The sequence below is a fragment of the Gaiella occulta genome (genome assembly GCF_003351045.1).
In the GTDB taxonomy this organism is placed as follows: domain Bacteria; phylum Actinomycetota; class Thermoleophilia; order Gaiellales; family Gaiellaceae; genus Gaiella; species Gaiella occulta.
The window spans coordinates 456,231-482,024 of record NZ_QQZY01000002.1; the positions used below are offsets into that span (position 1 = coordinate 456,231).

30 protein-coding genes are annotated in these 25,794 nt (G+C 70.7%); 1 reads left to right on the top strand and 29 read right to left on the bottom strand.

The features are described from left to right. Positions 1–66: 66 nt before the first annotated feature. From Gocc_RS05870 to Gocc_RS05960, 19 genes are all read right to left on the bottom strand, one after another. Entirely contained in the window at positions 67–1,227 is a 1,161-nt protein-coding gene (locus Gocc_RS05870; protein WP_114795582.1) for a two-component system sensor histidine kinase NtrB, read from the bottom strand. Between the two features lie 4 nt (positions 1,228–1,231). After that, positions 1,232–1,771: a LuxR C-terminal-related transcriptional regulator gene (locus Gocc_RS16540; protein ID WP_220150470.1), complete on the bottom strand. Its 540-nt coding sequence runs from the start codon at positions 1,769–1,771 to the stop codon at positions 1,232–1,234. A 452-nt stretch (positions 1,772–2,223) separates the two neighbouring features. After that, the gene (atpC, locus tag Gocc_RS05880) at positions 2,224–2,655 is read right to left on the bottom strand and encodes an ATP synthase F1 subunit epsilon (RefSeq protein ID WP_114795583.1); all 432 of its coding nucleotides are present in this window, start codon (positions 2,653–2,655) and stop codon (positions 2,224–2,226) included. 10 nt (positions 2,656–2,665) lie between these two features. Next, the gene (gene atpD, locus Gocc_RS05885) at positions 2,666–4,093 is read right to left on the bottom strand and encodes a F0F1 ATP synthase subunit beta (protein WP_114795584.1); all 1,428 of its coding nucleotides are present in this window, start codon (positions 4,091–4,093) and stop codon (positions 2,666–2,668) included. Between the two features lie 225 nt (positions 4,094–4,318). Further along, on the bottom strand, positions 4,319–4,822 hold the full coding sequence (locus Gocc_RS05890) for an anti-sigma factor (RefSeq protein ID WP_114795585.1): 504 nt from the start codon (positions 4,820–4,822) through the stop codon (positions 4,319–4,321). Positions 4,823–4,864: 42 nt separating this feature from the next. Further along, a complete protein-coding gene (locus Gocc_RS05895; protein ID WP_114795586.1) occupies positions 4,865–5,230 on the bottom strand; it encodes a hypothetical protein in 366 nt (121 codons plus the stop codon). Then, positions 5,220–6,260, bottom strand: coding sequence for an ABC transporter ATP-binding protein (locus Gocc_RS05900; RefSeq protein WP_114795587.1), 1,041 nt, complete (start codon positions 6,258–6,260; stop codon positions 5,220–5,222). Before Gocc_RS05900 ends, Gocc_RS05895 begins: the two co-directional genes overlap by 11 nt. Continuing rightward, positions 6,257–7,279: an ABC transporter ATP-binding protein gene (locus Gocc_RS05905; protein ID WP_114795588.1), complete on the bottom strand. Its 1,023-nt coding sequence runs from the start codon at positions 7,277–7,279 to the stop codon at positions 6,257–6,259. The genes Gocc_RS05900 and Gocc_RS05905 overlap by 4 nt, the downstream gene beginning before the upstream one ends. Next, positions 7,279–8,250 (bottom strand): ABC transporter permease, encoded by a 972-nt coding sequence (locus Gocc_RS05910; RefSeq protein ID WP_114795589.1) that lies wholly within the window; start codon positions 8,248–8,250, stop codon positions 7,279–7,281. The genes Gocc_RS05905 and Gocc_RS05910 overlap by 1 nt, the downstream gene beginning before the upstream one ends. A gap of 99 nt (positions 8,251–8,349) precedes the next feature. Then, on the bottom strand, positions 8,350–9,981 hold the full coding sequence (locus Gocc_RS05915; protein WP_181813416.1) for an ABC transporter substrate-binding protein: 1,632 nt from the start codon (positions 9,979–9,981) through the stop codon (positions 8,350–8,352). 127 nt (positions 9,982–10,108) lie between these two features. Continuing rightward, positions 10,109–11,176 (bottom strand): ABC transporter permease, encoded by a 1,068-nt coding sequence (locus Gocc_RS05920; RefSeq protein ID WP_114795591.1) that lies wholly within the window; start codon positions 11,174–11,176, stop codon positions 10,109–10,111. A 76-nt stretch (positions 11,177–11,252) separates the two neighbouring features. Beyond that, positions 11,253–12,143, bottom strand: a complete 891-nt coding sequence (gene atpG, locus Gocc_RS05925; protein WP_114795592.1) for an ATP synthase F1 subunit gamma — start codon at positions 12,141–12,143, stop codon at positions 11,253–11,255. A gap of 13 nt (positions 12,144–12,156) precedes the next feature. Then, complete coding sequence (gene atpA, locus Gocc_RS05930) at positions 12,157–13,686, bottom strand: F0F1 ATP synthase subunit alpha (protein ID WP_114795593.1); 1,530 nt, start codon at positions 13,684–13,686, stop codon at positions 12,157–12,159. Positions 13,687–13,710: 24 nt separating this feature from the next. Then, positions 13,711–14,241, bottom strand: coding sequence for an ATP synthase F1 subunit delta (gene atpH, locus Gocc_RS05935; RefSeq protein WP_114795594.1), 531 nt, complete (start codon positions 14,239–14,241; stop codon positions 13,711–13,713). A gap of 6 nt (positions 14,242–14,247) precedes the next feature. Beyond that, entirely contained in the window at positions 14,248–14,808 is a 561-nt protein-coding gene (atpF, locus tag Gocc_RS05940) for a F0F1 ATP synthase subunit B (protein WP_114795595.1), read from the bottom strand. Positions 14,809–14,812: 4 nt separating this feature from the next. Next, entirely contained in the window at positions 14,813–15,079 is a 267-nt protein-coding gene (locus tag Gocc_RS05945; RefSeq protein WP_114795596.1) for an ATP synthase F0 subunit C, read from the bottom strand. A gap of 16 nt (positions 15,080–15,095) precedes the next feature. After that, complete coding sequence (atpB, locus tag Gocc_RS05950) at positions 15,096–15,983, bottom strand: F0F1 ATP synthase subunit A (protein WP_114795597.1); 888 nt, start codon at positions 15,981–15,983, stop codon at positions 15,096–15,098. Beyond that, positions 15,980–16,375 (bottom strand): hypothetical protein, encoded by a 396-nt coding sequence (locus Gocc_RS05955; protein ID WP_114795598.1) that lies wholly within the window; start codon positions 16,373–16,375, stop codon positions 15,980–15,982. Before Gocc_RS05955 ends, atpB begins: the two co-directional genes overlap by 4 nt. Next, a complete protein-coding gene (locus Gocc_RS05960; protein ID WP_114795599.1) occupies positions 16,372–16,575 on the bottom strand; it encodes a hypothetical protein in 204 nt (67 codons plus the stop codon). Before Gocc_RS05960 ends, Gocc_RS05955 begins: the two co-directional genes overlap by 4 nt. 93 nt (positions 16,576–16,668) lie before the next feature. On the opposite strand from Gocc_RS05960, the gene Gocc_RS05965 reads away from it, so the two are divergent. Next, on the top strand, positions 16,669–17,379 hold the full coding sequence (locus Gocc_RS05965; RefSeq protein ID WP_114795600.1) for an alpha/beta fold hydrolase: 711 nt from the start codon (positions 16,669–16,671) through the stop codon (positions 17,377–17,379). Positions 17,380–17,409: 30 nt separating this feature from the next. Here Gocc_RS05965 and Gocc_RS05970 read toward each other — a convergent pair whose 3' ends face one another. From Gocc_RS05970 to Gocc_RS06015, 10 genes are all read right to left on the bottom strand, one after another. Next, positions 17,410–18,531 (bottom strand): glycosyltransferase family 4 protein, encoded by a 1,122-nt coding sequence (locus tag Gocc_RS05970; protein ID WP_114795601.1) that lies wholly within the window; start codon positions 18,529–18,531, stop codon positions 17,410–17,412. 10 nt (positions 18,532–18,541) lie between these two features. Next, positions 18,542–19,201, bottom strand: coding sequence for a uracil phosphoribosyltransferase (upp, locus tag Gocc_RS05975; protein ID WP_114795602.1), 660 nt, complete (start codon positions 19,199–19,201; stop codon positions 18,542–18,544). Positions 19,202–19,215: 14 nt separating this feature from the next. Beyond that, on the bottom strand, positions 19,216–20,526 hold the full coding sequence (locus Gocc_RS05980) for a serine hydroxymethyltransferase (protein WP_114795603.1): 1,311 nt from the start codon (positions 20,524–20,526) through the stop codon (positions 19,216–19,218). A 53-nt stretch (positions 20,527–20,579) separates the two neighbouring features. Beyond that, positions 20,580–21,197: an L-threonylcarbamoyladenylate synthase gene (locus Gocc_RS05985; RefSeq protein ID WP_114795604.1), complete on the bottom strand. Its 618-nt coding sequence runs from the start codon at positions 21,195–21,197 to the stop codon at positions 20,580–20,582. Further along, positions 21,194–22,021 carry a peptide chain release factor N(5)-glutamine methyltransferase gene (gene prmC, locus Gocc_RS05990; protein ID WP_114795605.1) on the bottom strand — a complete coding sequence of 276 codons (828 nt, stop codon included), beginning with the start codon at positions 22,019–22,021 and terminating at the stop codon, positions 21,194–21,196. Before prmC ends, Gocc_RS05985 begins: the two co-directional genes overlap by 4 nt. Beyond that, positions 22,018–23,058 (bottom strand): peptide chain release factor 1, encoded by a 1,041-nt coding sequence (gene prfA, locus Gocc_RS05995; protein WP_181813440.1) that lies wholly within the window; start codon positions 23,056–23,058, stop codon positions 22,018–22,020. The genes prmC and prfA overlap by 4 nt, the downstream gene beginning before the upstream one ends. Positions 23,059–23,098: 40 nt before the next feature. Further along, positions 23,099–23,545 (bottom strand): OsmC family peroxiredoxin, encoded by a 447-nt coding sequence (locus Gocc_RS06000; RefSeq protein ID WP_114795607.1) that lies wholly within the window; start codon positions 23,543–23,545, stop codon positions 23,099–23,101. Between the two features lie 46 nt (positions 23,546–23,591). Further along, on the bottom strand, positions 23,592–24,530 hold the full coding sequence (locus Gocc_RS06005) for a DUF1385 domain-containing protein (RefSeq protein WP_220150471.1): 939 nt from the start codon (positions 24,528–24,530) through the stop codon (positions 23,592–23,594). A 68-nt stretch (positions 24,531–24,598) separates the two neighbouring features. Then, entirely contained in the window at positions 24,599–24,817 is a 219-nt protein-coding gene (rpmE, locus tag Gocc_RS06010; RefSeq protein WP_114795608.1) for a 50S ribosomal protein L31, read from the bottom strand. Further along, entirely contained in the window at positions 24,814–25,746 is a 933-nt protein-coding gene (locus tag Gocc_RS06015; RefSeq protein WP_245904884.1) for a pyridoxal-phosphate dependent enzyme, read from the bottom strand. The genes rpmE and Gocc_RS06015 overlap by 4 nt, the downstream gene beginning before the upstream one ends. Positions 25,747–25,794 lie beyond the last annotated feature (48 nt).

Genomic DNA, 25,794 nt, shown 5'->3' on the forward strand with positions numbered 1-25,794 from the left:
GTGCGCGGCCGCGGACGACTGCGACGGGAGCGCGACCATGGCTCGGCGTGAACCGCGCGGAGATGCCTAGACGCCCGGGCACGGCGCGGACGGGTGCGGGGGCCGGAAGGCCGGGAGCAGGACGAGGAGCTCCGCGCCCGCGGGAGCGAGGGATCGTGCCGAGATCCGGCCGCCGGCCTGGCTCACGAGCTCGTAGACGATCGACAGGCCGATGCCTGTGCCGCCCGGCTTCGTCGTGTAGAACGGATCGAAGAGACACGCCAGCGTGTCCTCGGACATGCCGGGGCCGGTGTCGACGACGGCGATCTCGACAGCCTCCTCCTCGACGGAGGGCAAGGAGTCGGGCCGCAGCCTGGCACGCGTGTCCGCGACCCGGACGGTCACCTCGCCGTCGCCCTCGATCGCCTCACCGGCGTTGACGACGAGGTTCATGAGGATCTGCTCGAGGTGCACGCGGGAGACGCAGACGCCGGCGACGTCGGGCGGACACTCGATGCGCACTTCGACGCGCTTCGGCACGAATCGCCTGAGCACGGGGAGGAGCTCCGCCAGCTCCCGCTGCAGGTCGAGAAGCTCGGGTGCTCCCGCGTCGGGCCGGCCGAACATGAGCAACTGCGAGGTGAGCTCGCGGCCCTGCGCGGCCGAGGCGACGATCGTCTCGAGGTCCTCGCGGAGCCGGCCGTCGGCGTGCTCCAGCGCGAGCGCCGCGGTCCCGCCGACCGCCTGCAGGATGTTGTTGAAATCGTGGGCGACGCCACGGGCGAGGCGCCCGAGCGCCTCCATCTTCCTCGCCTGCAACAGATCTCGTTCGAGCCTGCGTCTCGCGGCCTCCGATCTGCGCCGCTCCGAGACATCGCGGACGACCGCCACGACGCGCATCTCGCTCCCGGCGCCGAACGAGGAGAGCCCGACCTCGACGGGAACGACGCGCCCGCAGCGATGGCGCGCGGCAAGCTCCAGTCCGACTCCCATGCTTCGGGTCGCCGGCGACTCGACGTACTCGCGCCGCAGCCCCTCGTGGCGCGCCGCCAGACGATCGGGGACGATCGTCTCCAGCGGCTGGGAGACGAGCTCGTCCGGTCGGTAGCCGAGGAGCACGGCGAGCCCCTCGCTGGCGTAGACGATCGTCCCGTGGCGGTCGCAGACCACGACACCGTCGGCCATGGTGTCGACGACCCGACCGAGATCGATCGACGCATGCCCCGACCTCGCCGAACGACGGTCCATCCCGCTACAGGAGCCCGAGGCTGCGGGCGCGGTTGATCGCGCGAGCCCGTGTCGGCACCCCGAGCGCCCGCAGGATCGACTGCACGTGGTTGCGCACCGTGTGCGGCGAGAGCCCGAGCTCCCCGGCGATCTCCTTCGTCGCCAGCCCGGCCTCGAGGTGGCGCAGGACCTCCAGCTGCCGCGGGCTCAATGCGACCGCCTGCTCGCCGTCCATGCCCGGCGCAGGGGCGGGAATGAGGACATGAGCGACCATCCGCGAGGAGCCGGCGTCGAGTGGCATCGTGACGACACTCACCTCGCGCCCGCCGGCGACATCCGGCCGGAGCAGCGCGCGCGACTCGATCGCGCACGTGCCCGCGAGCGCACGCTGGTGGACGGCGCACTCGGCCGCGCAGATCGCCTTCCCGTCGGCGCGGCGCAGTCGCAGGACGTCCCAGCACGCCTTCCCCTCGACCTCGCGGCGGGGAAGCCCGGTGAGCTCCTCGGCGCCAACCGACCACCCGGCGATCGTCAGCTCTCCGCTGACGACGATGACCGGAACCAACCTGTCGATATCCCCATGCACCCCCCTCAAGCCGACACGCCCAGCGTGAACGACGATTCCATCTCCGGGCAATGACGCAATCGGACTACGGGAGCGCGCGCATGACGAGCGGCTGCACACGGCCCGGCGCGGTCGCGGCCGTGGCGCTCGCCGGGTTCGCGCGTATCGCCGGGCCTCTCGGCGACGACCCCTCCGGCTCGCGCGGGCAGGACGGTGGAAGAAACGGACGGTTGCATGCGAGGTACTACGGTCGGCCCTCGGGCTGCCTTGATGATGCGTTTGAACTACCCGGTTCCGGGAACGATCCGGATCGTCTCGAGGTGCGGCGATCGATCGCGCCGTCGCCCTCTCCATCTCTAGCGAGAGGATCTCGACGGCATGCCAGGCAGCGACGGCGCGCGGGAGCTACGCCCCGAGAGGCTCGATATGAGCGTCGCGTGCAGGTCGAGCCGCTAGCCGATCGTGCGCCCGGAGACCGCGAGCTGGTTCTCGGCGTGGCGGACGCGCTGCTCGAGCTGCCAGCGGTCGACCGTCGACTCGCCGGCCTCGATCTTCTCGAGCTCGGCCTTCGCGGCGGCGAGCTGCGCCTGGGCGCGGGCGTCGTCGATCTCCTTGACGTTGACGGCGTCGTCGACGAGGGCGAGTGCCCTGTCGGTCTCGACCTTGAAGAAGCCGGGGCCGGTCGCGAACTCGAGCACCTCGTTGTTGCCGAGATGCACGCGCGTCGACCCCGCCTTCAACGTCGCCACGAGCGGCGCATGGCGGGCGAGCACACCGATCTCCCCGGCGGCGCCGGGGACGATCAGCATCTCCGCCTCGCCCTCGAACGCGGGCCCGTCGGGGGTGACGACGGAGACGTCGAACTTGGGATGGACGTCTGCCATGGAACCGGCCCTACGCCGCCACCTGCTCGAGCTTGCGCGCCTTCTCCACGGCCTGCTCGATCGTGCCGACCATGTAGAACGCCGCCTCGGGCAGCTCGTCGTGCTTGCCGTCGATGATCTCGGCGAAGCCCTTGATCGTGTCCTCGAGCTTGACGTACTCGCCCGGGGTGCCCGTGAACTGCTCGGCGACGAAGTTCGGCTGCGAGAGGAAGCGCTCGACCTTGCGGGCGCGCGAGACGACGAGCTTGTCCTCGTCGGTGAGCTCGTCCATGCCGAGGATCGCGATGATGTCCTGCAGGTCCTTGTAGCGCTGCAGGATCTGCTGCACGCCGGTCGCCGTCGCGTAGTGCTCGTCCGAGACGATGCCCGGCTGCAGCGCGCGCGAGGTCGAGTCGAGCGGGTCGACGGCCGGGTAGATGCCCTTCTCCACGATCGCGCGCGACAGCACCGTCGTCGCGTCGAGGTGGGCGAACGTGGCCGCCGGGGCCGGGTCGGTGAGGTCGTCGGCAGGCACGTAGACGGCCTGCACCGACGTCACGGATCCCGTCAACGTGGAGGTGATGCGCTCCTGCAGCTGGCCCATCTCGGTGGCGAGCGTCGGCTGGTAGCCGACGGCGCTCGGCATGCGGCCGAGAAGCGCCGACACCTCGGAGCCCGCCTGCACGAAGCGGAAGATGTTGTCGATGAACAGGAGCACGTCCTGGCCCTGGTCGCGGAAGTACTCCGCCATCGTGAGTCCCGAGAGCGCGACGCGGAGGCGCGCGCCGGGCGGCTCGTTCATCTGGCCGTAGACGAGCGCGGTCTTGTCGATCACGCCCGACTCGCTCATCTCGAGGTAGAGGTCGTTGCCCTCGCGCGTGCGCTCGCCCACGCCGGCGAACACCGACAGGCCGCCGTGCTCCTTGGCGAGGTTGTGGATCAGCTCCATGATCGTCACCGTCTTGCCCACGCCGGCGCCGCCGAACAGGCCGACCTTCCCGCCCTTGATGTACGGGGCGATGAGGTCGATCACCTTGATGCCGGTCTCGAAGATCTCGATCTTCGGCGAGAGGTCGCGGAACGCCGGCGGATCGCGGTGGATCGGCCAGCGCTCCATGTTCTCCGGCTCCGGCTTCTCGTCCACCGCCTGCCCGATCACGTTCCAGATGCGCCCGAGCGTGGGCGCGCCCACGGGAACGGAGATCGCGCGCCCGCTGTCGACGACGTCGACCCCGCGCGCGAGGCCGTCGGTGGAGTCCATCGCGACGGCCCGCACGCGGTCGTCACCGAGGTGCTGCTGCACCTCCGCGACGAGCGTCGTGCTCGACCCGTCGGGCCGCGAAACCTGGATCTCGAGGGCGTTGAGGATCTCGGGCAGGGTGTCCGGGAACACCGCGTCGATCACGACGCCCTTGATCTCGATGATTTTGCCGGTGTTGGCACCGTTCTCGGTGGACATGAGGCTCCTGATCGGGCGTGATTGCGTGGCGTGAGCACGGCGCGAAGACGCCGCGCGAGCGCTGCCATCCTACCGGAGCGCTCCAGGCGCCGACCCGCACCAACCGCCATGCGGTGGCGCCGCAGCGCCGACGCCACACGGGCGTCGTGGTCGAGGCGTCAGCAATGCAAGGTGAGCGGTCCCGCCAGCATGTCCGCACCGTAGCGCGCCCGCGGCCCGCCGGCACTACAGCGGCTGCGAGCCGGGGCGCTTGCCGAGCCTGGGGGCTGCCGGGGTCTCGCTGAGCAGCGCGGAGCGGCGGAAGGCGCGCAGCTCGCGCACCTCGGCGTCCGCCGACGCGAGCTCGGAGGGAGTGATGAAGATCGGGCGCGGCGCGGCGACGCTCGGCACCTCACCGGGCGAGCGCGTCCCGAGCGTGAAGCCGACCACGCCCACCGCCGCGACGGCAGCGACGCGTCCTGCGAGGCCGAGACCGGGTACGCGACGACACAGAGGGCGGCGGCGCGCTGCCGCGTACAGGCCGATCGCGGCCGGCGGCGGCTCCTGCGGCGCCGTCCGCACCGCGTTCGTGAACGCCTGGATGTCGGCGGCGACGCGCGCACAGCGGGGGCAGCGCGCCGTGTGCGCGTGCAGCAGCCGCGTCTCGAGCGTCGACAACTCGGCGTCGGGGGCGAGCGCGGCCCAGCGGCGCGCCCGTTCGCAGGCGTGGGGAAGCTGATCGTGTGTCACGATCGATGAGACGCGCGGCCGGCGATCCGGTTAGTCGTCGCCTCAGACGAGCCGGTAGCGGCTGTCGACGGCGACGCCGAGCGCCAGCAGCACCAGGCCGAGCACGACGAGCAGCACCGACATGTTGATCGAGGTGCGCACGTCGTCGGCGCTGGCACGGCGCAGCGAGCGCCCCCGCCACAGGGCGACGCCGTCATCTGCGGACCGGTACGGGCCACGGTTTCCGAACACGAAGCCGCCGAGCACGAGGAAGGCGCCGGCGGCGTAGAAGCCGAGCGAGACGGAGCGGTCGGGGGCCGACCCGACGAGAGCCCCGAGCCCGAGCGCGACGACGACGACGGCGGCACTGATCGACGCGAGGAGAACGGCGAAGCGACGCGCCGCGCCGAAGAGGACGTCAGGGCGCAACGGCGGAGCCCGCCGGCCGGCGGATCTCCTCGACCGTCATCGGCCAGCGCTCGAGCGGGAAGTGGCACGCAGCCTGGTGCCGGCCGCCGAACGAGCGCAGCTGCGGCTCGTCGACGTCGCACGTGCCGGCCACGAAGCGCGGGCAGCGCGGGTGGAAGCGGCACGCCGAAGGCGGGTTGATCGGGTTCGGGACGTCCCCTTCCAGCACGATCGCCCTGCGCCGGCGGCCGAGCTCGGGGTTCGGGATCGGCACGGCGGAGAGCAGCGCGCCGGTGTACGGGTGCTTGGGATCGTCGTAGAGGCTGCGACCGTCACCCACCTCGGCGACCTTGCCGAGGTACATCACCATGACGCGGTCGGAGATGTGGCGGACGACGTTGAGGTCGTGCGCGATGAACAGGTAGGTGAGGCCGAACTCGCGCTGCAGGTCCCTGAGCAGGTTGAGGATCTGCGCCTGCACGGAGACGTCGAGCGCCGAGACGGGCTCGTCGCAGATGATCAGCTTCGGGTTGGCCGCGAGCGCGCGGGCGACGCCGATGCGCTGGCGCTGGCCGCCCGAGAACTCGTGCGGGAAGCGGTTGTAGTGCTCGGGGTTGAGGCCCACGATCTCGAGCAGCTCCTGCACGCGGCGCTTGCGCTCCGCATCCGTCCCGATGCCGTGCACCTCGAGCGGCTCGCCGACGATGAAGCCGACGCGCTTGCGCGCGTTCAGCGACGCGTAGGGATCCTGGAACACCATCATCATCTCGCGGCGTACGGGACGCATCTCGGCGCGCGAGAGGCGCGTGATGTCGACGCCGTCGAAGACGATCTTGCCGCCGGTCGGGTCGAGCAGGCGCGCGATGCAGCGCGCCATCGTCGACTTGCCGCAGCCGGACTCCCCCACCACGCCGAGCGTCTCCCCGCGGTTGACGGTGAAGCTGACGCCGTCGACGGCCTTCACGGCCGCCACCTCCCGCTGGAAGACGATCCCCTGCGTGATCGGGAAGTGCTTCTGCAGGTTCTCGACGACGAGCAGCTCGTCGCTCACGAGGCCCTCGCTCCCATACCTGCCAGCAGGCGCTCCGCCTCACGGGTCTTCGCGCCCTCGTCGAGAAAGCACGCGTCCAGATGGGTGGGCGAGCCGGGCGCGGTCGTGAGCGTCGGCGCCTTCGAGTGGCACACGCTCATCGCGAAGGCGCAGCGCGGGTGGAAGCGGCAGCCGGGCGGCGGTGTCAGCAGCGAAGGCGGCTGGCCCGGCACCTGCACGAGGTGATCGGTCTCGACGTCCATGCGCGGCAGCGATCCCAGCAGCCCCCACGTGTACGGATGGCGCGGCGTGTTGAAGAGCTCCGTCACCGCTGCCTCCTCGACGATGCGCCCGGCGTACATGACGGCGACGTCGTCGGCGATCTCGGCGATGACGCCGAGATCGTGGGTGATCATGATGATCGCCGTGCCGTGCTCCTCCTGCAGCATGCGCATCAGCTCGAGGATCTGGGCCTGCGTCGTCACGTCGAGCGCGGTCGTCGGCTCGTCGGCGATGAGAAGTGCGGGATCGTTGATGAGCGCCATCGCGATCATCACGCGCTGGCGCATGCCGCCGGAGAACTGGTGCGGGTAGTCGTCGATCCGCTTCTCGGGGCGCGGGATGCCGACCTCGACGAGGGCGTTCAGCGCGCGCTCACGCGCCTCCTTCCTGGAGATGTCGTGGTGCAGCAGCACCGCCTCGACGAGCTGCCACCCGATCGTCTTGACCGGGTTCAGCGAGGTCATCGGATCCTGGAAGATCATCGCGATCTTCGATCCGCGCAGCTCGCGCAGCCGGTGGGCGCTCGCCTGCAGAAGATCCTCGCCCGCGAACAGCGCCTGGCCGCTCGAGGTCGCGCTGCGCGGGTTGTTGAGACCCATGATCGTGAGCGAGGTGACGCTCTTGCCGCAGCCCGACTCGCCGACGATCCCGAGCGTCTGCCCGCTGTCGACCGAGAACGAGACGCCGTCGACCGCCTGGACGATGCCGTCGTCGGTCTTGAAGCTCGTGCGCAGGTCGCGTACGTCGAGCAGCGCCATCAGGTGAGACGGATCCTGGGGTCGAACCACGCGTAGACGACGTCGACGACGAGGTTGAAGATGATGATGGCGATCGTGGAGAACACGGTGATGCCGAGGATCACCGGCAGGTCGAAGTTCTCGTAGCTGACGAGGATCTGCCGGCCGAGCCCGGGCAGGCTGTAGATCGACTCGGTGAAGATGGCGCCGCCGAGCGCGAGTCCGATGTCCATGCCGAGGATGGTGATCACCGGCAGCAGGCTGTTGCGCAGGATGTGCGAGCGCATGACGCGGCCCTCCGGGGCACCCTTGGCCCGCGCGGTGCGCACGTAGTCCTCGTTCATCGTCTCCATCACATTGGCGCGGATGAGCCGGACGTACAGCGCGGCGAAGAGGATCATGAACGTGAGCCAGGGCAGGATCATGTGGTAGGCCCACTGCACCGGCCCGCCGCACTCGGCGCCGACGGCAGGGTTGATGAAGTCGCAGTACCCCGTGATCGGCGTCAGGCCCCACTTGTAGCCGATGAAGTAGGCGAAGATGAGCCCGATCCAGACGGGGTGGGCCGAAACGCCGACGAGGACGAACACCATCGCGGCGCGGTCGATCAGGGATCGAGGCCGCACCGCCGAGATGATCCCGATCGGCAGCGAGATCAGCAGCCAGAAGACGGCGCCGCCGAACACGAGCGACGCGGTCACCGGCGCCGCGCGCAACACGATGTCGTTGACGTCCTGGCGGTTGACGAACGACTCGCCGAGCGACTGCTGCCACACGAGCTGCTTGAGGAACAGCCCGTACTGCTTCCACAGCGGATCGTTGAGGTGCAGACGCTCGGCGACCCGCTGCACCTCCGCCGGCGACGCGCCCTGGCCCGCCGCCAGCCGCGCCGGGTCGGACGGGGTGACGAAGAAGATGACGTAGGTCACCACCGTCACGGCCATGAACAGGAACACGGCCCAGAGGAGGCGTCTGACGAGGTAGCGGGCCATGAAGTGCGAGGAGTCTAGCCGGAGTCGGTGACGGGCAAGGACAGGGGAGGGAGCGGGCCGCAGCCCACTCCCTCCCGTCGTTCGTACGTGCCGCTCGCGCTACTTCTTGATCGCGAGGGCGTTGAGGATGGCGTGGCCGTACACGGGCTGGAAGATGAAGTTCTCCACCCGCGGACCGATGAAGTCACGCGACGTGAAGTTGAAGACCGGAGCCCACGGGGCGGCGTTCTTCATGATGTCCACGTCGAGCTTCCCGTAGGCCTTGTAGCGAGCCTCGCCGGTCAGCTTGGCCGCGGCCTTCATCGCGGCGTTGTACTTCGGGTTGTTGAAGTACGCGTAGTTGTTGTTGTTCGTGTCCTGGATGTTGGTGCCGTCCAGCAGCACGTTGATGAAGTCGAAGGGATCGAAGTAGTCCGCGATCCACCCGATGGCGAAGATGTCGATGTCGTTGCCCTTCGTGCCCATCGTCTTGATGGCGACACCGAACGGCTGCGGCTTCAGGTTGACCTTGAAGCCGGCCTGCTCGAGGTTGAACTTCGCGATCTGGGCGTAGTTGACCGAGGCGGCGCTGGTCGTGTGCAGGAAGTTGATCTCGCCGCCTTTGCTCCAGATCTGCTTCGCCTTCGTCGGGTTCGCACCCTTGATCGGGTACAGGTCCGCCGGGACGTAGCCGGGCAGCGAGGGCGGCAGGATCTGATCCGTGCGCTGGCCGCCGAACTTGCCACGCGTGCGCAGCAGGGCCGGACGGTCGATCGCGTAGTTGACGGCCTGGCGGGCCTTCGCGTTGGAGAGCGTCGGACGCGACGTGTTCAGCGCGAGGTACCCGGTGCCGACGAGCGGGTTGACGAAGTAGCGGCCCTTGTTGACGCCGAACTCCTCCGACAGCGGCCCGTTCTGCACGGCGGGGATGCCGCCGAGGTCGTAGTCGGCCTGACCCGCCTTCACCTGCAGCAGGCTCTGGTTCTGATCCGTGTTCGTCGTGATCACGATCCGGTCGGGGTTCGCCGGCCGGTTGCCCTTGTAGAATTTGTTGCGCTCGAGCACGACCGAGCGGCCGGGCTCACGGCTGACGATGCGGTACGGGCCGCCCGAGGGGTACACGTCGACGCCCTTCGGGTTGATCGGCATGGTCGGCTTCACCGCTGCGAAGAACGGCATCGACACCTGGGCGACGAAGGTCGGGTCGGCCTGGATGAGCTTGACCGTCAGCTTCTGGCCGTTCGCCCTGACGCCGGTGAGGTTGCCCTTCTTCTCGTTGAACGCCGTGCAGCCCGCGATGTTGCTCGCGAACGCGACCGCCGGGGAGCCCTGGTCGGGATGGCAGACGCGGACGATCGCCCGTGCGAACGCCGCCGCGGTGATCGGCGAGCCGTCGCTGAACTTCAGCCCCGGCCTGACCGTGAACGTGTAGGTCTTGCCGTCCTTCGAGACGACCGGGAAGCCGGTCGCCGCCTCGGGCACGAGCTGGTTGCCGCCCGCCTTGGCCGGCTTGTCCGGGTAGTTCAGCAGCTGCATGTTGACCGTGTAGAGCGTCGCCCAGCCGATCGAGTCGTAGGCGAGCGCCGGGTCGAGGTACTCGTAGTCGGTGTCGGACACGTTGACGCGCAGCGTGCCGCCCCGCGTGACCTGCGACGACTGGGCCTTCGCCGGGGCCGCCGTGCCCGCCGTGCCCGCAACCGCGGCCGCGACGATCAGGCTGGCTCCGACGGCAGCAAGGCTCAGAGCGAGCAAGAGCCGTTTGTACATCGGACTCCCTTCCATGGATTGTGATGCCGAACCACGCCGGCCCACCTGTTGGATTCCACCGTTGCGTTGAGACGCATGTGTGCCGGACTTGTTAGTCGACCGTGCCTCGCGCTCACACGGTATGACGCGGGTCGAAGGCGTCACGCAAGCCGTCGCCGAGCAAGTTGAACGCGAGCGTCGTGAGCAGGATCATCAGCCCGGGCCAGACCATCAGCCACGGCTGCGTGAGGTAGTAGGTCGGCCCCGCCGAGAGCAGGTTGCCCCAGCTCGCGGTGGGCGCCTGGATGCCGAGGCCGAGGAACGACAGCCCCGCCTCGGCGACGATGTTGCTGGCGACGATGAGGGTCGAGTAGACGATGATGGGGGCGACCAGGTGCGGCAGCAGGTGCGACCGCATGATGCGCCAGTCTCCCGCGCCGGTCATCCGCGCCGCCTCGATGAACTCCTTCTCGCGCAGCGACAGCACCTGCCCGCGGATGATGCGGGCGGGATAGAACCACCCGAAGAGCGCGAAGATCACGGTGAGGGTGAACACCCCGGGCGCGAGGAACCCGAACGTGATCTTGTTCAGCCGCTCGCCCACCGTCGCCGCGACGGCGATGATGAAGAGCAGCACCGGGAAGGCCATCGCGATCTCGGTGAGCCGGGAGATGACCGTGTCGACCGCTCCCCGGAAGTAGCCGGCGAGCAGGCCGAGGAACACACCGAGCGAGACGGAGAGCAGCGTGGCGAGAACGGCCACCTCGAGCGACGTCTGCGCGCCGTAGAGGATGCGCAGGAACATGTCGCGCCCGAGCTGGCCGTCGGCGCCGAGGACGAGGAACGTGTCGGCGAAGCCCTTCGTCCCCGGCGCGGTCGGGAACGGCGCCGTGCTGATCGTGGTGAAGGGCCCGACCGGCTGCTCGGTCGTCACGTCGAGGCCGTTGGCGAAGATCTCGTTCGGCCCGTGCCCGAGGACGCGCGCGGCGATCGGCCCCCCGACGAAGGCGGCGACGACGAGCGCGACGATGAAGACGCCGCCCGCGATCGCGACCCGGTCCTGACGGAAGCGGCGCCAGACCTGCTCCCAGTAGCCTCGCGCCCTGATCTCGACAGCGGCGGCGGGCAGGCCGTCCGCGACGATCGAGCCGCCGTCCGCCCCGGCTCCGGCGAGCTGTTTCGCCTGCGCGTCCGTCTTCATGGCGCGACGAGGATAGCGGACGCGGCGGCGCGCATCATCTCGACCCGGGACGGCGCCGCCGCCGATATGTCGGGGCTCAGCTGAGCGCCTCGGCGCCGGCGACGACCTCGAGGATCTCCTGCGTGATCTCGGCCTGGCGGGCGCGGTTCATCTGCAGGGTGAGACGGTCGATGAGCTCGCCTGCGTTCTTCGACGCGTTGCGCATCGCGGTCATGCGGGCGCCCTGCTCGGACGCGGTCGACTCCAGCAGGGCACGGTACACCTGCGTCTCGACGACGACGGGCAGGAGCCGCTCGAGGATCTCCTCCGGCTCCGGCTCGAAGATGAAGTCGCCGCGGAGCGCGTCGTCGCGGCGCTCCTCGTCGTCGGTCTCGAGCACGTCGGCAGAGATCGGCAGCACGTCCTGCACCGTCACCTTCTGGGTGAGCGCCGACACGAACGTGTTGTAGACGAGCACGACCCGGTCGACGTCCTGCTCGACGTACAGTTCCGCGACGCGGTGGGCGATCGCCTGCGCGTCCGCGTAGGCGGGGCTGTCCGTGAAGCCGGCGTAGGCGCCCGCAAGCTCGCGGCCGCGGAAGGCGAGCGTCGAGCGGCCCTTCTTGCCGACGGCGAGCCAGCGCACCGTCTTGCCCTCGGCCTGCAGCTGCCGCTCCAGCGCGAACGCGCGCCGCAGCACCTGGGCGTTGAACGCCCCGGCGAGGCCGCGGTCGCCCGTCAGCGGCACGAGCAGCACGCGCTCGATCGACTCGCGCTGCTGCAGCAGCGGCAGGCTCCGCACCGACGCGGCCGCACGGCCGACGCCCGCGATGAGCTGGCTCATCGTGTCCGCGTACGGCCGCATCGACTCGATGCGCGTCTGCGCCCGCCGCAGCTTCGCCGCCGCCACGAGCTCCATCGCACGCGTGATCTTGCGCGTGTTCTTGACGGAGCGGATCCGCCGCTTGTAGTCCTGGGTCGAGGCCATCGCCGCAGCCGGGCTAGCCGGCGAGCCCCTTCTCTTCCTCGACTGCGAAGCCCTCGCGGAACTTCTTCAGCACGGCGGTCAGCTTCTCCGCCGTCTCGTCGCTCAGGTCCTTCGAGTCACGGATCGCCGGGTACAGCGACCCCTCGGCGCGCAGCGTCTCGCGCAGCTGCGCCTGGAAGCGCGGCACCTGTGAGACGGGCACGCCGTCGAGGAAGCCGTTGATGCCCGCGTAGATCGCGACGACCTGCTCCTCGAACGGCCACGGCTCGTACTGCGGCTGGTTGAGGGTCGCCACCATCTGCTCGCCGCGCGAAAGGGCCTGCTGCGTGGCCGGATCGAGCTCGGAGCCGAACTGGGCGAACGCCTCCAGCTCGCGGTACTGCGCGAGGTCGAGGCGCAGGCGGCCGGCGACCTTCTTCATCGCCTTCGTCTGTGCGTTGCCGCCCACGCGGGAGACCGAGATGCCGACGTTGATGGCCGGGCGCACGCCGGAATAGAAGAGGTCGGACTCGAGGAAGATCTGGCCGTCCGTGATCGAGATCACGTTCGTCGGGATGTACGCCGACACGTCGCCCGCCTGCGTCTCGATGATCGGCAGGGCGGTCAGCGAGCCGCCGCCGAGCTCGTCGGCGAGCTTGCAGGCGCGCTCGAGCAGGCGAGAGTGCAGGTAGAAGACGTCGCCGGGGAACGCCTCGCGGCCCGGCGGGCGCCGCAGCAGGAGCGACAGCTGGCGGTACGAGTCGGCATGCTTGGAGAGGTCGTCGTAGATGACGAGCGCGTGCTTGCCGTTGTAGAGGAAGTACTCGCCCATCGCGGCGCCCGCGAACGGCGCCATCCACTTGATCGGCGCGGCCTCCTGGGCCGGGGCCGAGATGACGATCGTGTACTCCATCGCTCCGGCGTCGCGCAGCTTCTCCACCACCTGCGCCACGGTCGAGGCCTTCTGGCCGACCGCGACGTAGATGCACATGACGTCGCCGCCCTTCTGGTTGATGATCGTGTCGATCGCGACGGCCGTCTTGCCGGTGCCGCGGTCGCCGATGATCAGCTCGCGCTGGCCACGCCCGACGGGGATCATCGAGTCGATCGCCTTGAGACCGGTGGCGAGCGGCTCCTTCACCGGCTGGCGCTGGACGACGCCCGGCGCCTTGAACTCGAGCGGCCGCGCCGCGGCGGCCTGCACCGGGCCCTGGCCGTCGAGCGGGTTGCCGAGGGGGTCGACGACGCGCCCGAGCAGGCCCTCGCCCACCGGCACGCTCATCACCGCCCCGGTGCGCCGCACCGGCTCGCCCTCCTTGACGTGCTGCCACTGGCCGAAGAGCGCGACGCCGACGTTGTCCTCTTCGAGGTTGAACGCGATGCCGACGACGCCGTGCTCGAACTCGAGCCGCTCCAGGGAGACGCAGTTCTCGAGGCCGTGCACGCGCGCGATGCCGTCACCGACCTGCAGCACGGTGCCGACCTCGGACAGATCCGTCTCGATGTCGTAGTGCTCGATCCGCTGCTTCAGGATCGAGGTGATCTCTTCGGGCCGTAGCTTCACGTTTGCTCCTTCGCTCCTCTTCGACTATCGGGTGACGAGCTCGTGGCGGAGGCGCTCCAGGCGGCCGCGCACGCTCGCGTCGACGCGCAGCGAGCCCGCCTGCAGGATGAGGCCGCCGACCAGCTCGGGATCGACCTTCCGGGTCGCCTCGACCGTGCGGCCGGAGGCGTTCTCGATCTGCTTCACGATTGCGGCGGCCTCGTCGTCGGAGAGCTCGAACGCCGTGGTGAGCTCGACCGCGACGCGCCCCTGCGCCTGGTCGACGAGCGCCTGCAGCTCCGCGTGGATCGCCGGGATCTGGCCCGAGCGCCCCTTCTCCGCGATCAGCCGCAGGAAGTTGCGCACGAGCTCTTCGGCGCCTTCGGCCAGCTCGCCCAGCACGCTCGCCTTCGCCGACCGGTCGACCTGCGGGTTGGCGAGGAATGCCGCCAGCTCGGGCGACGACGCGACGGCCTCGGCGAACGCGCCGAGGTCTGCGAGGACGGCGTCCACGCGCTGCTTCTCGTCCGCGGCCCGGAAGAGGGCGCGGGCGTACAGGCGCTCGGCGACGGCCACGGGGCGCTAGCTCCTCCCCCGCTCCAGCACGGAGAAGTCGAGCCCCTCGATCGCCTCGTCGATGAGGCGGCGCTGGTCGGCGTCGTCGAGCACCTTCCCGACGACGCGCTGCGTCGCCTCGACCGTGAGGTCGGCGACCTCGCGGCGGATCTGGTCGATCGCGCGCACCGTCTCGGCGTCGATCTGCTTGCGCGTGTCCTCGAGGCGGCGCTGGCGCTCCGCCTCGGCCTCCACCTTCGCGCGCTGGATCTGCGCGTCGGCGACCTTGCGCGCCTCCGCGAGGATGCCCGCGGACTCCGCCTTCGCCTGCGCGAGGATGGCACGGTTCTGCTCGAGCAGCTCGCGCGCCTCGCGGCGGGCGTTGTCCGCCTCTTCGACGGCCTCGCGAATCCGGTCGCGGCGCGCCTCGATGGTCTTCTGGATCGGGCCGAACGCGTACTTCCTGAGCACGAAGAACGTGATCGCGAACGCGATCAGCGTCCAGATCATGAGGCCGGGGACGACCTTGATGAGATCGTTGCTCGACCCGGCTGCGTTGCTCGACTCGGCTGCGAGGAGGTCCAGCATCGGATCAGATCAGGACGTAGGCGAGGAGGCCGCCGATGAGGCCGTAGAACACGACCGCCTCGGTGAGGGCGAAGCCGAGCCACTGGATGCCCTGCAGCTCGCCGCGCAGCTCCGGCTGCCGGGCGACGGCCTGGATCATCGAGCCGAAGATGTTGCCGATGCCGATGCCGGCGCCGAGCGAGCCGAGGCCGATGCCGAGCGCGAGCGCGATCGCCTTGCCGGCGTCTGCGACGTTGCCGTCAACCGCGGCGACGAGTGAGAGAGCGGACATGTGGTGTCGTTCCTCCTTAGTGCTCCGGCTCGATCGCCGAGCCGATGTAGATGGCGGACAGTGCAGCGAAGATGTAGGCCTGGATCGAGACGACGATCACGACCTCGAACAGGTAGAACGCCGCCGCCGCGGGGACGGCGACGACCGCGAGCACCACGTTCTCGAGCACGAAGATGAGCCCGATGAACGTGAGGATGAGCATGTGGCCCGCGAGCATGTTGGCGTAGAGACGGATGGAGAGGCTGATCAGGCGCATGAACTGCCCGAGGATCTCGAGCGGGATGATGAGCGGGTACAGCGCCTTCGGCACGTCCGGGATCCAGCTCTTGAAGTACTTGACGGGGCCGTTCGCGCGGATCCCCTCGACGTGCGTGAAGACCCAGGTCATGAGCGCGAGCGCGAGCGTCACCGAGAGGGTCGACGTGGCCGCGAAGATCGCGAGCGTTGGTACGCGGAGGCCGCCGATCTCGACCTTCTCGTCGGACAGAGGCAGCGGGATGAACCCGAGCATGTTGACGACCCAGATGAAGATCATCAGCGAGGCGACGTAGGGGAACCAGCGGCCGATCGCCTTCGTCGGCAGCCCCTGCTCGGCCACCTGCACCTGTGCGACCTCGTAGATCGTCTCCCCGAGCGCCTGCTTCTTCGTCGGATCCGAGCCGACCTTGACGCGCATGAGCACGATCCCGAGCAGGCACGAGACGAGCGCGCCGAGCAGCAGGTACGCGACGGCCTTGTTGATCGACATGTCGAGCGGGCCGAGGTGGATCGGCACCCACTCGTGCAGCGTCCACTCGGAGGCCGGGTTGAACTTCTCGGGCTTGCCGCCCGGCCCCTCGGCCGCGAGCGCGACCGCCGGCAGCCCGAGCAGGAGCGTGAGGGCGAGGCCGAGCAGCCGTTTCATGCCCGTCTCTCCGAGCCGAAGTAGGCGAGCAGCGAGACCGCGAGCTCCAGCGTGTACGCGAGCGCGTACAGCAGTGCCGCGGCGACGCCGACGCGCGCGTCGGCGACGGTGACCGCCACCAGTGGGATGCCCACGATGAATGCTCTGAAGCTCATGCCGATTCCCCTCACGCCTGACGCGGCGAGGTTACCGTCACCGAGCGGCAGGCGCGTCAGTAGCACGGCGAGCCCCTGCGCGCCGAGCCAGAGCACGGCGGCGAGAGCCCAGCCCCGCAGCGGCCAGCCGGCGACCGCGAACACGGGCAGCGCGAGCAGGACGAGCCCGCTGCCTGCGAGCGCGGGCGCGAAGCGCCCCGGCACGGGGCGCGGCGTCGAGAACACACGGGCGTTCACGGCTTCGCCCGCGTATAGACCCTGTAGACGACAGCCACCGCCGCGGGGATGCCGACGACGGCGCCGCCGAGCAGGCCGAGGGCGGTGGCTCCCAGCGCCCAGCCGATCAGCGTGCCGAGCGCCATGCAGGCGCCCGTCGTCCCGAGCAGAAGGCCCGAAGCGGTGGCGAGCGAGTGCGGCGAAGCGGCGGTCTGGGCCATCCCGGCGGCAGCATACCAGTCTGCTTGTGACACTCGGAAACCGCGTCCGAGCACGGTTTCGACCCGAGTTCGTCACACCGATACGATGGGCCTGTGGAGCGTATCGTGCTGGTACACGGCAGCGTCATGGGCGGCCGCCCCACGTGGAGCCGCCAGCGTGAGCTGCGACGGCGCTTCGCGCTCGAGATCCTCGAACGGCCGGGGTTCCCCCCGGGCCCGCCGGTCGATCGTGTCGACTTCGACGAGCACGCGGCGCTCGTCGCGGCGGCGCTCGACGGCGGCGCCCATCTCGTCGGCCACTCCTACGGCGGCGTCATCGCGCTGCTCGCCGCGGCGCTGCGGACATCCGACGTGCGTTCGCTGACCGTGATCGAGCCGCCGGCGCTGGACGTCGCCCGTGGCGTTCCCGCGGTCGACGCGTTCATCCGGGAAGGCGAGGACTGGTGGCTGCACGGCCCGACCGGCGACCCGGAGGCGTTCCTGCGCGGCTTCCTGCGCTTCGTCGGCTCGGCCTTCGAGCCGCCCTCGCCCTTGACCGCGCAGCTCGAGCAGGGAGCGCGCACGCTCGTCGTCGAGCGCCGGCCGTGGGAGGCGAAGATCCCGCTCGACGAGCTCGCCGCGGCGCCCTTCCCCAAGCTCGTCGTCTCCGGCGGGCATCATGCGGCGTTCGACGCCGTCTGCGACGTCCTCGAGGAGCGCCTCGCCGCGGAGAGGCTCGTGCTCGCGGGATACGGGCACTCGGCGCAGCGGCACCCGGACTTCAACGACCTGCTCGCGGCGTTCGTGGAGCGAGCGTCGACGTAGCAGCCTGTCCGACGATCCGCGCGGCGGCGCCTACGCGGTGCGCCGCTGCTGCGCCTCGCGCTCTGCGACGCGGCGGCGCACGCGGGGGTTGCCGAGCTTGACGATCTCCAGCAGGTAGACGATGTAGACCGAGAACGCGAGCGCCACGAGCGCGATCGCGGCGACCGCGACGGTCTCCCACGCGTGCCAGCGCCCACCCTGGCGGAACGGGATGAACCGGGTCGCGAGCGCCGCGGCGCCGAGCGTCGCCGTCCACGCCCACATCGTCAGGGCGGCGCGGCGCTGGCTGAAGCCGATGTTGATGAAGCGGTGATGGAGGTGCGAGCGGTCCGCGCTCGAGATCGGCTGCCGGTACTTGAGGCGCTTGGCGACGACGAAGGACGTGTCGATGATGGGCACCGCGAGCACGAGCAGCGGCAGGAACAGCACCACGGTGGACGCCGTCTTCAGCAGGCCCACGACCGAGACGGCGGCGAGTGTGAATCCCAGCACGAGAGCGCCGGAATCGCCCATGAAGATGCGCGCCGGGAAGAAGTTGTGGCGCAGGAAGCCGGCGCACGCGCCCGCGACGATGGCCGACAGCACCGCCGCGTCCACCTTGCCGAGCGACAGCGCGATCACGGCGAAGGTGATGCCCGCGATCCCGCACACGCCGGCAGCGAGCCCGTCCAGGCCGTCGAGGAAGTTGACCATGTTCATCACCGCGACGATCCAGATCACCGTCGTCGGGACGCCGACCCAGCCCGGCAGGTCGACGGCGCCGACGAACGGGAACGTGAAGTGGTCGATCCAGACGCCGAACGCCGTCGGGATCGACGCCGCCACGACCTGCCCGGCGAGCTTCGGCAACGGCGCCAGGCCGCGGAAGTCGTCGACGGCGCCGACGACACAGGCGACCGCGACGCCGAGCAGGATGCCGCGCATCTCGCCCGTCAGGTCGAGGAACGCGAGCGCCGGCACGACGATGCCGAGAAAGATCGCGAGGCCGCCGAGCCGCGGGATCGGCCGCCGGTTGAGCCGGCGCTCGTCGGGGGCGTCGACGACGCCGAGCAGCCGCGCCATGCCGCCGACGGCCGGCGTCAGCGCGACGACGATGAGGAGCGCGATCGCTGCGCCGTAGAGAACCTCCGGGTCGTCCCGAAGCTCGTTCATCCGCTGTGCGCTACTTCGTGCCGTACAGGCGGTCGCCTGCGTCCCCGAGCCCGGGAACGATGAAGCCCTTCTCGTTGAGACCGCGGTCGACTGCCGCGACGACGATGGCGACGTCGGGATGATCGCGATGGATGCGCTCGATCCCCTCCGGAGCCGCGATCAGGGCGATGAGGCGCACCGACGTGGCACCCGCCGCCTTCACCGTCGCCACGGCCGCCGCCGTCGAGTTCCCCGTCGCAAGCATCGGGTCGAGCAGGATCACGTCGCGGTCGGCGATGTCGTTCGGAAGCTTCACGAAGTACTCGATCGGCTGCAGCGTCTCCTCGTCGCGGTACATACCGATGAAGCCGACGCGCGCGCCCGGGATCAGCGAGAGCACCCCGTCGAGCATGCCCATGCCGGCCCGCAGGATCGGGCACACCGCCACCTTCTTGCCGGAGATGCGGCGGGCCGCCATCCGCTCCAGCGGCGTCTCGATCTCGACCTCCTCGTCGGCGAGCGTCTTCGTCGCCTCGTAGGTGAGAAGCAGCGTCAGCTCGTTGACGAGCTGGCGGAACATCTGCGTCGTCGTGGTGACGTCCCGCAGTAGGCCCAGCTTGTGCCGCACGAGCGGGTGATCCGGCTCGACGACGACTCCCGTCGTCGACGCGCTCGTCGATGCCGGCGGCACGCCCGTCTTCCCGTCTAGCCGCTTCCCCCGCCGAAGGCGGGAAACGCGGCCCTGCCGGGATACAGCGGGCGGCGTTCGCACAGCGCCACGCTGCGCGCCGCGAGCGCGGCGATATCGACGGCGCCGGCGCCGTCGGCGAGCGCCCCGACGATGATGCGCCCGACCTCGCGGAAGTCCTCCTCGTCGAAGCCGCGCATCGTTGCCGCCGGCGTGCCGATGCGGATGCCGGAGGCGATCGTCGGCGGGCGCTCGTCGTAGGGCACGGTGTTGCGGTTGACGGTGAGCTTGACCTCGTGCAGGCGCTCCTCCGCGTCCTTTCCCGTCCACTCGGTGCCGCGCAGGTCGAGCTGGAGCACGTGCGTGTCGGTGCCGCCGGTGAGGACGTCGAGACCGCCGCTCATGAGCTCGTCGGCGAGTGCGTCGGCGTTCGCCCGCACCTGGCTCTGGTAGGCCCGGAACGCGTCGGAGGCGGCGAACCTGAAGCACGTCGCCTTGGCCGCGATCACGTGCTCGAGCGGGCCGCCCTGCAATCCGGGGAAGACGGCGCGGTCGATCGCCTGCGCGTGCTCCTCGCGGCAGAGGACGAAGCCCGAGCGTGGGCCCGCGAGCGTCTTGTGGGTCGTCGAGGTGACGACGTCGCAGTCGTCGACCGGGTTCGGGTGCAGGCCGGCGGCGACGAGGCCGGCGAAGTGCGCCATGTCGCACCACAGGAGCGCGCCGACCTCGTCGGCGATCTTGCGGAACTCCCACGTCTCGACGGTGCGCGGGTAGGCGGAGCCGCCGCAGAGGATCAGCCGCGGGCGGTGCTCCCTGGCCAGTGCGAGCACCTCGTCGTAGTCGACGAGGCTCGTCTCGCGCGAGACGCCGTAGTGGACGATCGTGTAGAGCCGGCCGGAGAAGTTGACCTTGAGCCCGTGCGTGAGGTGGCCGCCGTGGTCGAGCCGCAGCGACAGCACCGTGTCGCCGGGCTGCAGCAGCCCGAGGTAGACGGCCATGTTCGCCTGTGCGCCTGCGTGCGGCTGCACGTTCGCGTGCTCTGCGCGAAACAGCTCCTTCGCGCGGTCGATCGCCAGCTGCTCGATCTCGTCGACGACCTCGCAGCCGCCGTAGTAGCGCTTGCCCGGGTATCCCTCCGCGTACTTGTTCGTCACCACCGACCCGACCGCCTCGAGCACGGCCGGCCACGTGAAGTTCTCGGACGCGATCAGCTCGATCTGGCCGCGCTGGCGCTCGAGCTCGCGGCCGAGCAGCGCGGCGACCTCGGGGTCGGCCTCGGCGAGGCCGGCGCTGCACAGCCTTTCGAACGTGTCGGCGGCGATTGCCATGACGCCGATCGTACTGGACCCCGCGCAGGCGCATGACGGCACCCGCACGACGGTCACGCGATGCGGGCGAGGGCGGCGGCGACGCGCTCGACGGCCGCGCGGGCATCGGCGGCCCCCTGCCGCAGGACGACGGGCTCCGCTCCGCTGAAGTCGAGCACGGTGGAGGGAATCCCCGGCAGCGGGCCGCCGTCGACGGCGACGGCGCTGCCGGCGAGCAGCTGCGCCGGCACGTCTGCGAGAGTGCGCGCCTCGCGCTCCCCGGGCAGGTTGGCGCTCGTCGCCACGACCGCGCCCGCGCCCTCGAGGACGGCTTTGCCGACCCCGTCGAGCGCCGGCACGCGAACCCCGATCGCCTCGGGCCTGTCCCCGTTGAGCCAGCGGAAGCGGCGGGCCGGGTTCGGCAGGACGAGCGTGTACGGCCCCGGCAAGAGCGTCCGCGCGATCGTTCCGGAGCGCCCCCGCAGCTCCGGCACGCACTCGAGCAGCAGGTCGACGCTCGCGGCGACGAGCGCCGTCGGCTGGATCTCCTCGCGCCCCTTGAGCCGATACAGCCGCCGCGCCGCCTCCTCGCGGTAGGCCGTCGCGGCGAGCCCGTAGACGGTGTCGGTCGGGAGCACCACGACCTCGCCCGCCCGCAGGGCGGCGACGGCCGCCTCGACGACGCCGCTCACGGTCGCACTCCCTCGACGATGCGGTCACGCCCGCTCAGGTCGGCCGTGACCGCGACCGAGCCGTAGCCGAGCGCGCACAGCAGCGCAGACACCGCCGGCGTCTGACCGTCACCGACTTCGAGCGCGAGCGCGCCCCCCGGCGCGAGCACGGCGAGGGCGCCGCGCGCGACGGCCTCCACCGCTCCCTCGGCGACGAGCGCGCCGCGCGGCTCCCAGTCGCGCACCTCCGGCGCGAGCCCGTCGATCTCGGCCGGGTCGACGTACGGCGGGTTCGAGACGACGAGATCCCACGGCCCCGCAGGCAGGCCGTCGAAGAGGTCGTGGCGCACGAGCTCGACGCGCAGCCCGGTGCGGTGCACGTTCTCGGCGGCAAGCGCGAGCGCCTCCGCCGACACGTCGATGGAGGCGACGTGCGCGCCCGGGTGCTCGTCGGCGATCGCGAGCGCGACCGCTCCGCTGCCGGTGCCGACGTCGAGCACGCGCGGTGCCCGGAGGCCGGCGACGAGCGAGAGAGCGCGCTCGACGAGCGTCTCCGTCTCGGGTCGCGGGATCAGCGCGCGGCGGTCGACGCCGAGCGTCAGCCTGCGGAACCCCCACTCCCCGAGCACGTACTGCAGCGGCTCGCGCGCCGCCCGGCGTGCGAGCAGCGCCCGGGCGGCAGCGAGCTCTGCCGCCGTCAGCGGCCGCTCGAGCGCCATGTAGAGCTCGATCCGCTGCAGCCCGAGGGCACGGCCGAGCAGGAGCTCGGCGTCGAGCCGGGGTGTTCCCGAGCCCTTCGCCGCGAGATGCTCCGTCGACCGGCGCAGCGCCTCGCCGAGCGTCATGCGCCCGCGGCCTCCAGCGACAGGCGTCTGTCCTCCGCCTGGATCGCGTCGGTGAACTCGGCGAGGTCGCCGTCGAGGACCTGGTCGAGACGGTGCGCGGTGAGCTTGATGCGGTGGTCGGTGAGCCGGTTCTCGGGGTAGTTGTAGGTTCGGATCTTCTCGGCGCGCTCGCCCGACCCGATCTGCGACTTCCGCGTCGCCGACAGCTCGGCCTGCTGCTTCTCGCGCTCGAGCTCGTAGAGGCGCGCACGGAGCACGCGCAGGGCCTTCTGCTTGTTCTGGAGCTGCGACTTCTCGTCCTGCATCGCCACGACGAGCCCGGTCGGCACGTGCGTGATACGGACGGCCGAGTCGGTCGTGTTGACGCTCTGCCCTCCCGGCCCGGTCGAGCGGTAGACGTCGATCTTGAGGTCGTTCTCGTCGAGCTCGACCTCCACCTCCTCGACCTCGGGCATCACGGCCACCGTCGCGGTCGAGGTGTGGATACGACCCTGCGACTCCGTCTCGGGGACGCGCTGCACGCGGTGGGTGCCGCCCTCGTACTTGAACACGGAGTACGCGCCGTCGCCCTTGACGGCGAACACGACCTCTTTGTAGCCGCCCGTCTCGCTCTCGTTGGCGCTCAGGATCTCGGTCTTGAACCCGCGCCGCTCGGCGTACCGCGTCAGCATGCGGAAGACGTCGCCGGCCCAGATCGCGGCCTCGTCGCCGCCGACGCCCTGGCGTACCTCGACGATCACGTCCTTGGCGTCGGCCGGGTCGCGCTCGACGAGCGCGAGCTTGAGCTCCTCCTCCAGGCGGGTGACCTCCGACTCGAGCTCTGCCGCCATCGACGCGAGCTCGGGGTCGGCCTTCGCGGCAGCGAGGTCGGCGCGCGCCAGCGACCAGTCGCGCGCGAGCCGGTGCGCGGCCTCGAGCTCCTTCAGCCGGCGGCCGATGTCGGCCGCCTCCCGGTGGTCGTTGTAGACCGCCGGGTCGGCGAGGCGCGCCTGCAGGTCCGCGTAGGAGCGGTCGAGCTCCTGCACGAGCTGTTCGATGCCGGCCACGCGTCGATGGTAGCCGGGAGGTGCCGGCGCGTCAGGCGAGCGACGCGCTCACGGCGACCGTGGCGCTCGCCCGGATCAGCGCCGAGAACGGGCAGCCGGCGTCGGCGGCCTCCGCCGCCTGCGCGAACGCCGCGTCGTCGCACCCGGGCACGACGCCGCGCGCCTCGAGCGACGAATGGACGATCTGGTGACCCTTCCCCTCCACCTCGTCCATCGTCACGACGCAACGGACGTCGAGCCGCTCGGGCGGCGTGCCGGCCTTCGTCAGCTCGCTCGCCAGGGACATCGTGAAGCAGCCGCCGTGCGCGGCGGCGAGCAGCTCCTCCGGGCTCGTCTTGCCCTCCGGCACCCCGATGCGGGTCGCGGCGCTGTAGGGGAGAGCGCCGAAGGCGCCCGACGAGGCTGCGGAGATCGTCCCGGCTCCACGAGCGAGGTTGCCCTCCCAGGTGATCCCGGCTTCGCGGACGATCCTCGGCATTGCTCTCTCTCCTTCCCTCGTGGGTGCCGGGCGTAGGCGGCGCGGCCTACGCCATCACTTCGACCTTCGAGCCGGCACGCTCCTCACCCGGCGTCTCGGCCTGCTCGCGCCGGATCACCTCCTCGAGCGCGCGGATCGACACCTCGATCTGGTCGAGCGTCGGCTGCCGCGTCGTCAGGCGCTGCAGCCAAAGCCCGGGCGCGAGCAGCGCCATCAGCACCCTGTTGGCCTGGTGGCGGCCCGCATAGCGGATGAGCTCGTAGGCGAGCCCGGCGATCACGGGCAGGAGCGCGACGCGACTCACGACGAGCCAGTACCAGACCGGACGGCCGACGAGCGCGAAGACGAAGATGCCGATCACCATCACCCATAGCAAAAAAGCAGTTCCGCAGCGAGGATGGATCAAGCTGTACTTCTGCACGTTCACGGGCGTGAGCTCCGACCCCGCCTCGAGCGCGTTGATCGCCTTGTGCTCGGCGCCGTGATACTGGAACACGCGCTTGAGATCGGGGAGCAACCCGATCAGGACGATGTAGAGGACGAAGACGGCGACCCGGATGCCCCCCTCGACGATCACGAACCAGGTCGTCCCGTCGATCGGCAGCCAGCTCGTCAGCAGCGCCGGGCCGACCTTGAACAGCATCAGCGCGAAGCCGATCGCGATCACGAACGAGAAGATGATCTGGCCGCGCGAGATCTCCGTCGCGACCTCGCCGTCCTCTCCGCGCTCGCCCTCCGCCTGCGCGGCGTAGTTCGCCGAGATCGCGAGCGCGCGGAACCCGATCGCGAGCGACTCGCCGAGCGCGACGACGCCGCGGATGACCGGGAGCCGCCACACGCGATGGCGCTGCATCGGCGAGGTGATCGGCTTCGTCACCTCGGCCATCTCGCCGTTCGGCCTGCGCACGGCGACCGACCACACGGTCGGGCCGCGCATCATCACGCCCTCGAGCACGGCCTGGCCGCCGTAGGAGACGCCGCTCACACGCGCACCTTCGCAGCCGACGCGGGCGTCGGCGTGTGCGCGCGGGAGGTCACGGGAAGAGAGAGCCTCTAGCCGCGGCGGGCGCCGCCGGCCTTCTCGAGCCGCTTCTGGAAGCGCTCGACCCGGCCGCCGGTGTCCATGAGCTTCTGCTTGCCCGTGTAGAACGGGTGGCAGTTCGAGCAGATCTCGACATGGAGCTCGGACTTGGTGGAGCGGGTGGTGAACTCGTTCCCGCACGAGCAGGTGACGTGCGCGAGGACGTAGTCTGGATGGATCTCGGCCTTCATCGTGCGGCCAGGATAGCAGAGGCGGTATCGGGGCTGACGTTGCCTCCGGAGACGACGGCGACGACCGTGCCGCCGTCGACGCGGCCCGTGAGCACGGCCGCCACGGCGGCGGCCGCCGCCGGCTCTGCCGCGAGCTTCGCGCGCGCGTAGAGGAAGCGGAACGCCTCGCGGATCTCGTCCTCGGAGACGAGCACGACGTCGACGCCGAGCGCGGAGCAGATCTCGAGCGGCAGCGCGCCCGCGAACGGCGCGGTGAGGCCGTCGGCGATCGTGTCGGGGGTGATCGGCACGGGCGCCCCGGCCGCGAGGCCGAGCGCGAGCGCGTTCGCGCCCTCGGGCTCGACCGCGACGACGCGGACGCCCGCCGGCACGCAGGCCGCCGCGATCCCGGAGACGAGCCCGCCGCCGCCCGTGGCGACGACGATGGTGTCGACGCCGGGGACGTCCTCGAGGATCTCGAGGCCGACCGTTCCGGCACCCGCCAGCACGACCGCGTCGTCGAAGGGGTGCACGAACACGCGGCCGCTCTCGTCGCGCAGGCGATGCAGCCGGGCGAAGGCATCCGCCGGCCCGGAAGCCTCGTCGTCGACCTCGGCGCCGTAGCCGCGGGTCGCGTCGAGCTTCGCCCGGCTCGCCCCCTTCCAGGTCACGACGAGGGCGTCGATCTCCTCCACGGCGGCCGCCCACGCGAGCGCCTGCGCATGGTTGCCGGCCGAGACGCCGATCACGCCGCGCGCGCGCTCCTCCGCCGTCAGCGAGCGCAGCTTGTTGAGAGCGCCGCGCGGCTTGAACGAGCCCGTGCGCTGGAACAGCTCCGCCTTCAGGTGCCTCCCCGCGCCGAGGCTGCGCGAGCTGAACGTCGGCGTCCGCTCGACGGCGCCCCGGATCGTCTCCGCGGCACGGCGCACGTCGTCCGGCGTGATCGGCATCCCGGCCACCGCGGGATGGTAGACGACCGGCCCGGGCAACAGAATGCT

Bases quoted from the DNA above. Each gene is read 5' to 3' on its own strand.
- Gocc_RS05910 (WP_114795589.1), bottom strand. From the start codon at position 8,250: ATGGCCCGCTACCTCGTCAGACGCCTCCTCTGGGCCGTGTTCCTGTTC.
- atpD (WP_114795584.1), bottom strand. From the start codon at position 4,093: ATGTCCACCGAGAACGGTGCCAACACCGGCAAAATCATCGAGATCAAG.
- Gocc_RS06000 (WP_114795607.1), bottom strand. From the start codon at position 23,545: ATGCCGAGGATCGTCCGCGAAGCCGGGATCACCTGGGAGGGCAACCTC.
- Gocc_RS05920 (WP_114795591.1), bottom strand. From the start codon at position 11,176: ATGAAGACGGACGCGCAGGCGAAACAGCTCGCCGGAGCCGGGGCGGAC.
- atpF (WP_114795595.1), bottom strand. From the start codon at position 14,808: ATGCTGGACCTCCTCGCAGCCGAGTCGAGCAACGCAGCCGGGTCGAGC.
- Gocc_RS05960 (WP_114795599.1), bottom strand. From the start codon at position 16,575: ATGGCCCAGACCGCCGCTTCGCCGCACTCGCTCGCCACCGCTTCGGGC.
- Gocc_RS05980 (WP_114795603.1), bottom strand. From the start codon at position 20,526: ATGGCAATCGCCGCCGACACGTTCGAAAGGCTGTGCAGCGCCGGCCTC.
- Gocc_RS06015 (WP_245904884.1), bottom strand. From the start codon at position 25,746: ATGCCGATCACGCCGGACGACGTGCGCCGTGCCGCGGAGACGATCCGG.
- Gocc_RS05905 (WP_114795588.1), bottom strand. From the start codon at position 7,279: ATGGCGCTGCTCGACGTACGCGACCTGCGCACGAGCTTCAAGACCGAC.
- prmC (WP_114795605.1), bottom strand. From the start codon at position 22,021: ATGACGCTCGGCGAGGCGCTGCGCCGGTCGACGGAGCATCTCGCGGCG.
- Gocc_RS05970 (WP_114795601.1), bottom strand. From the start codon at position 18,531: ATGAACGAGCTTCGGGACGACCCGGAGGTTCTCTACGGCGCAGCGATC.
- Gocc_RS05945 (WP_114795596.1), bottom strand. From the start codon at position 15,079: ATGTCCGCTCTCTCACTCGTCGCCGCGGTTGACGGCAACGTCGCAGAC.
- atpC (WP_114795583.1), bottom strand. From the start codon at position 2,655: ATGGCAGACGTCCATCCCAAGTTCGACGTCTCCGTCGTCACCCCCGAC.
- Gocc_RS05870 (WP_114795582.1), bottom strand. From the start codon at position 1,227: ATGGACCGTCGTTCGGCGAGGTCGGGGCATGCGTCGATCGATCTCGGT.
- atpG (WP_114795592.1), bottom strand. From the start codon at position 12,143: ATGGCCTCGACCCAGGACTACAAGCGGCGGATCCGCTCCGTCAAGAAC.
- rpmE (WP_114795608.1), bottom strand. From the start codon at position 24,817: ATGAAGGCCGAGATCCATCCAGACTACGTCCTCGCGCACGTCACCTGC.
- atpB (WP_114795597.1), bottom strand. From the start codon at position 15,983: ATGAAACGGCTGCTCGGCCTCGCCCTCACGCTCCTGCTCGGGCTGCCG.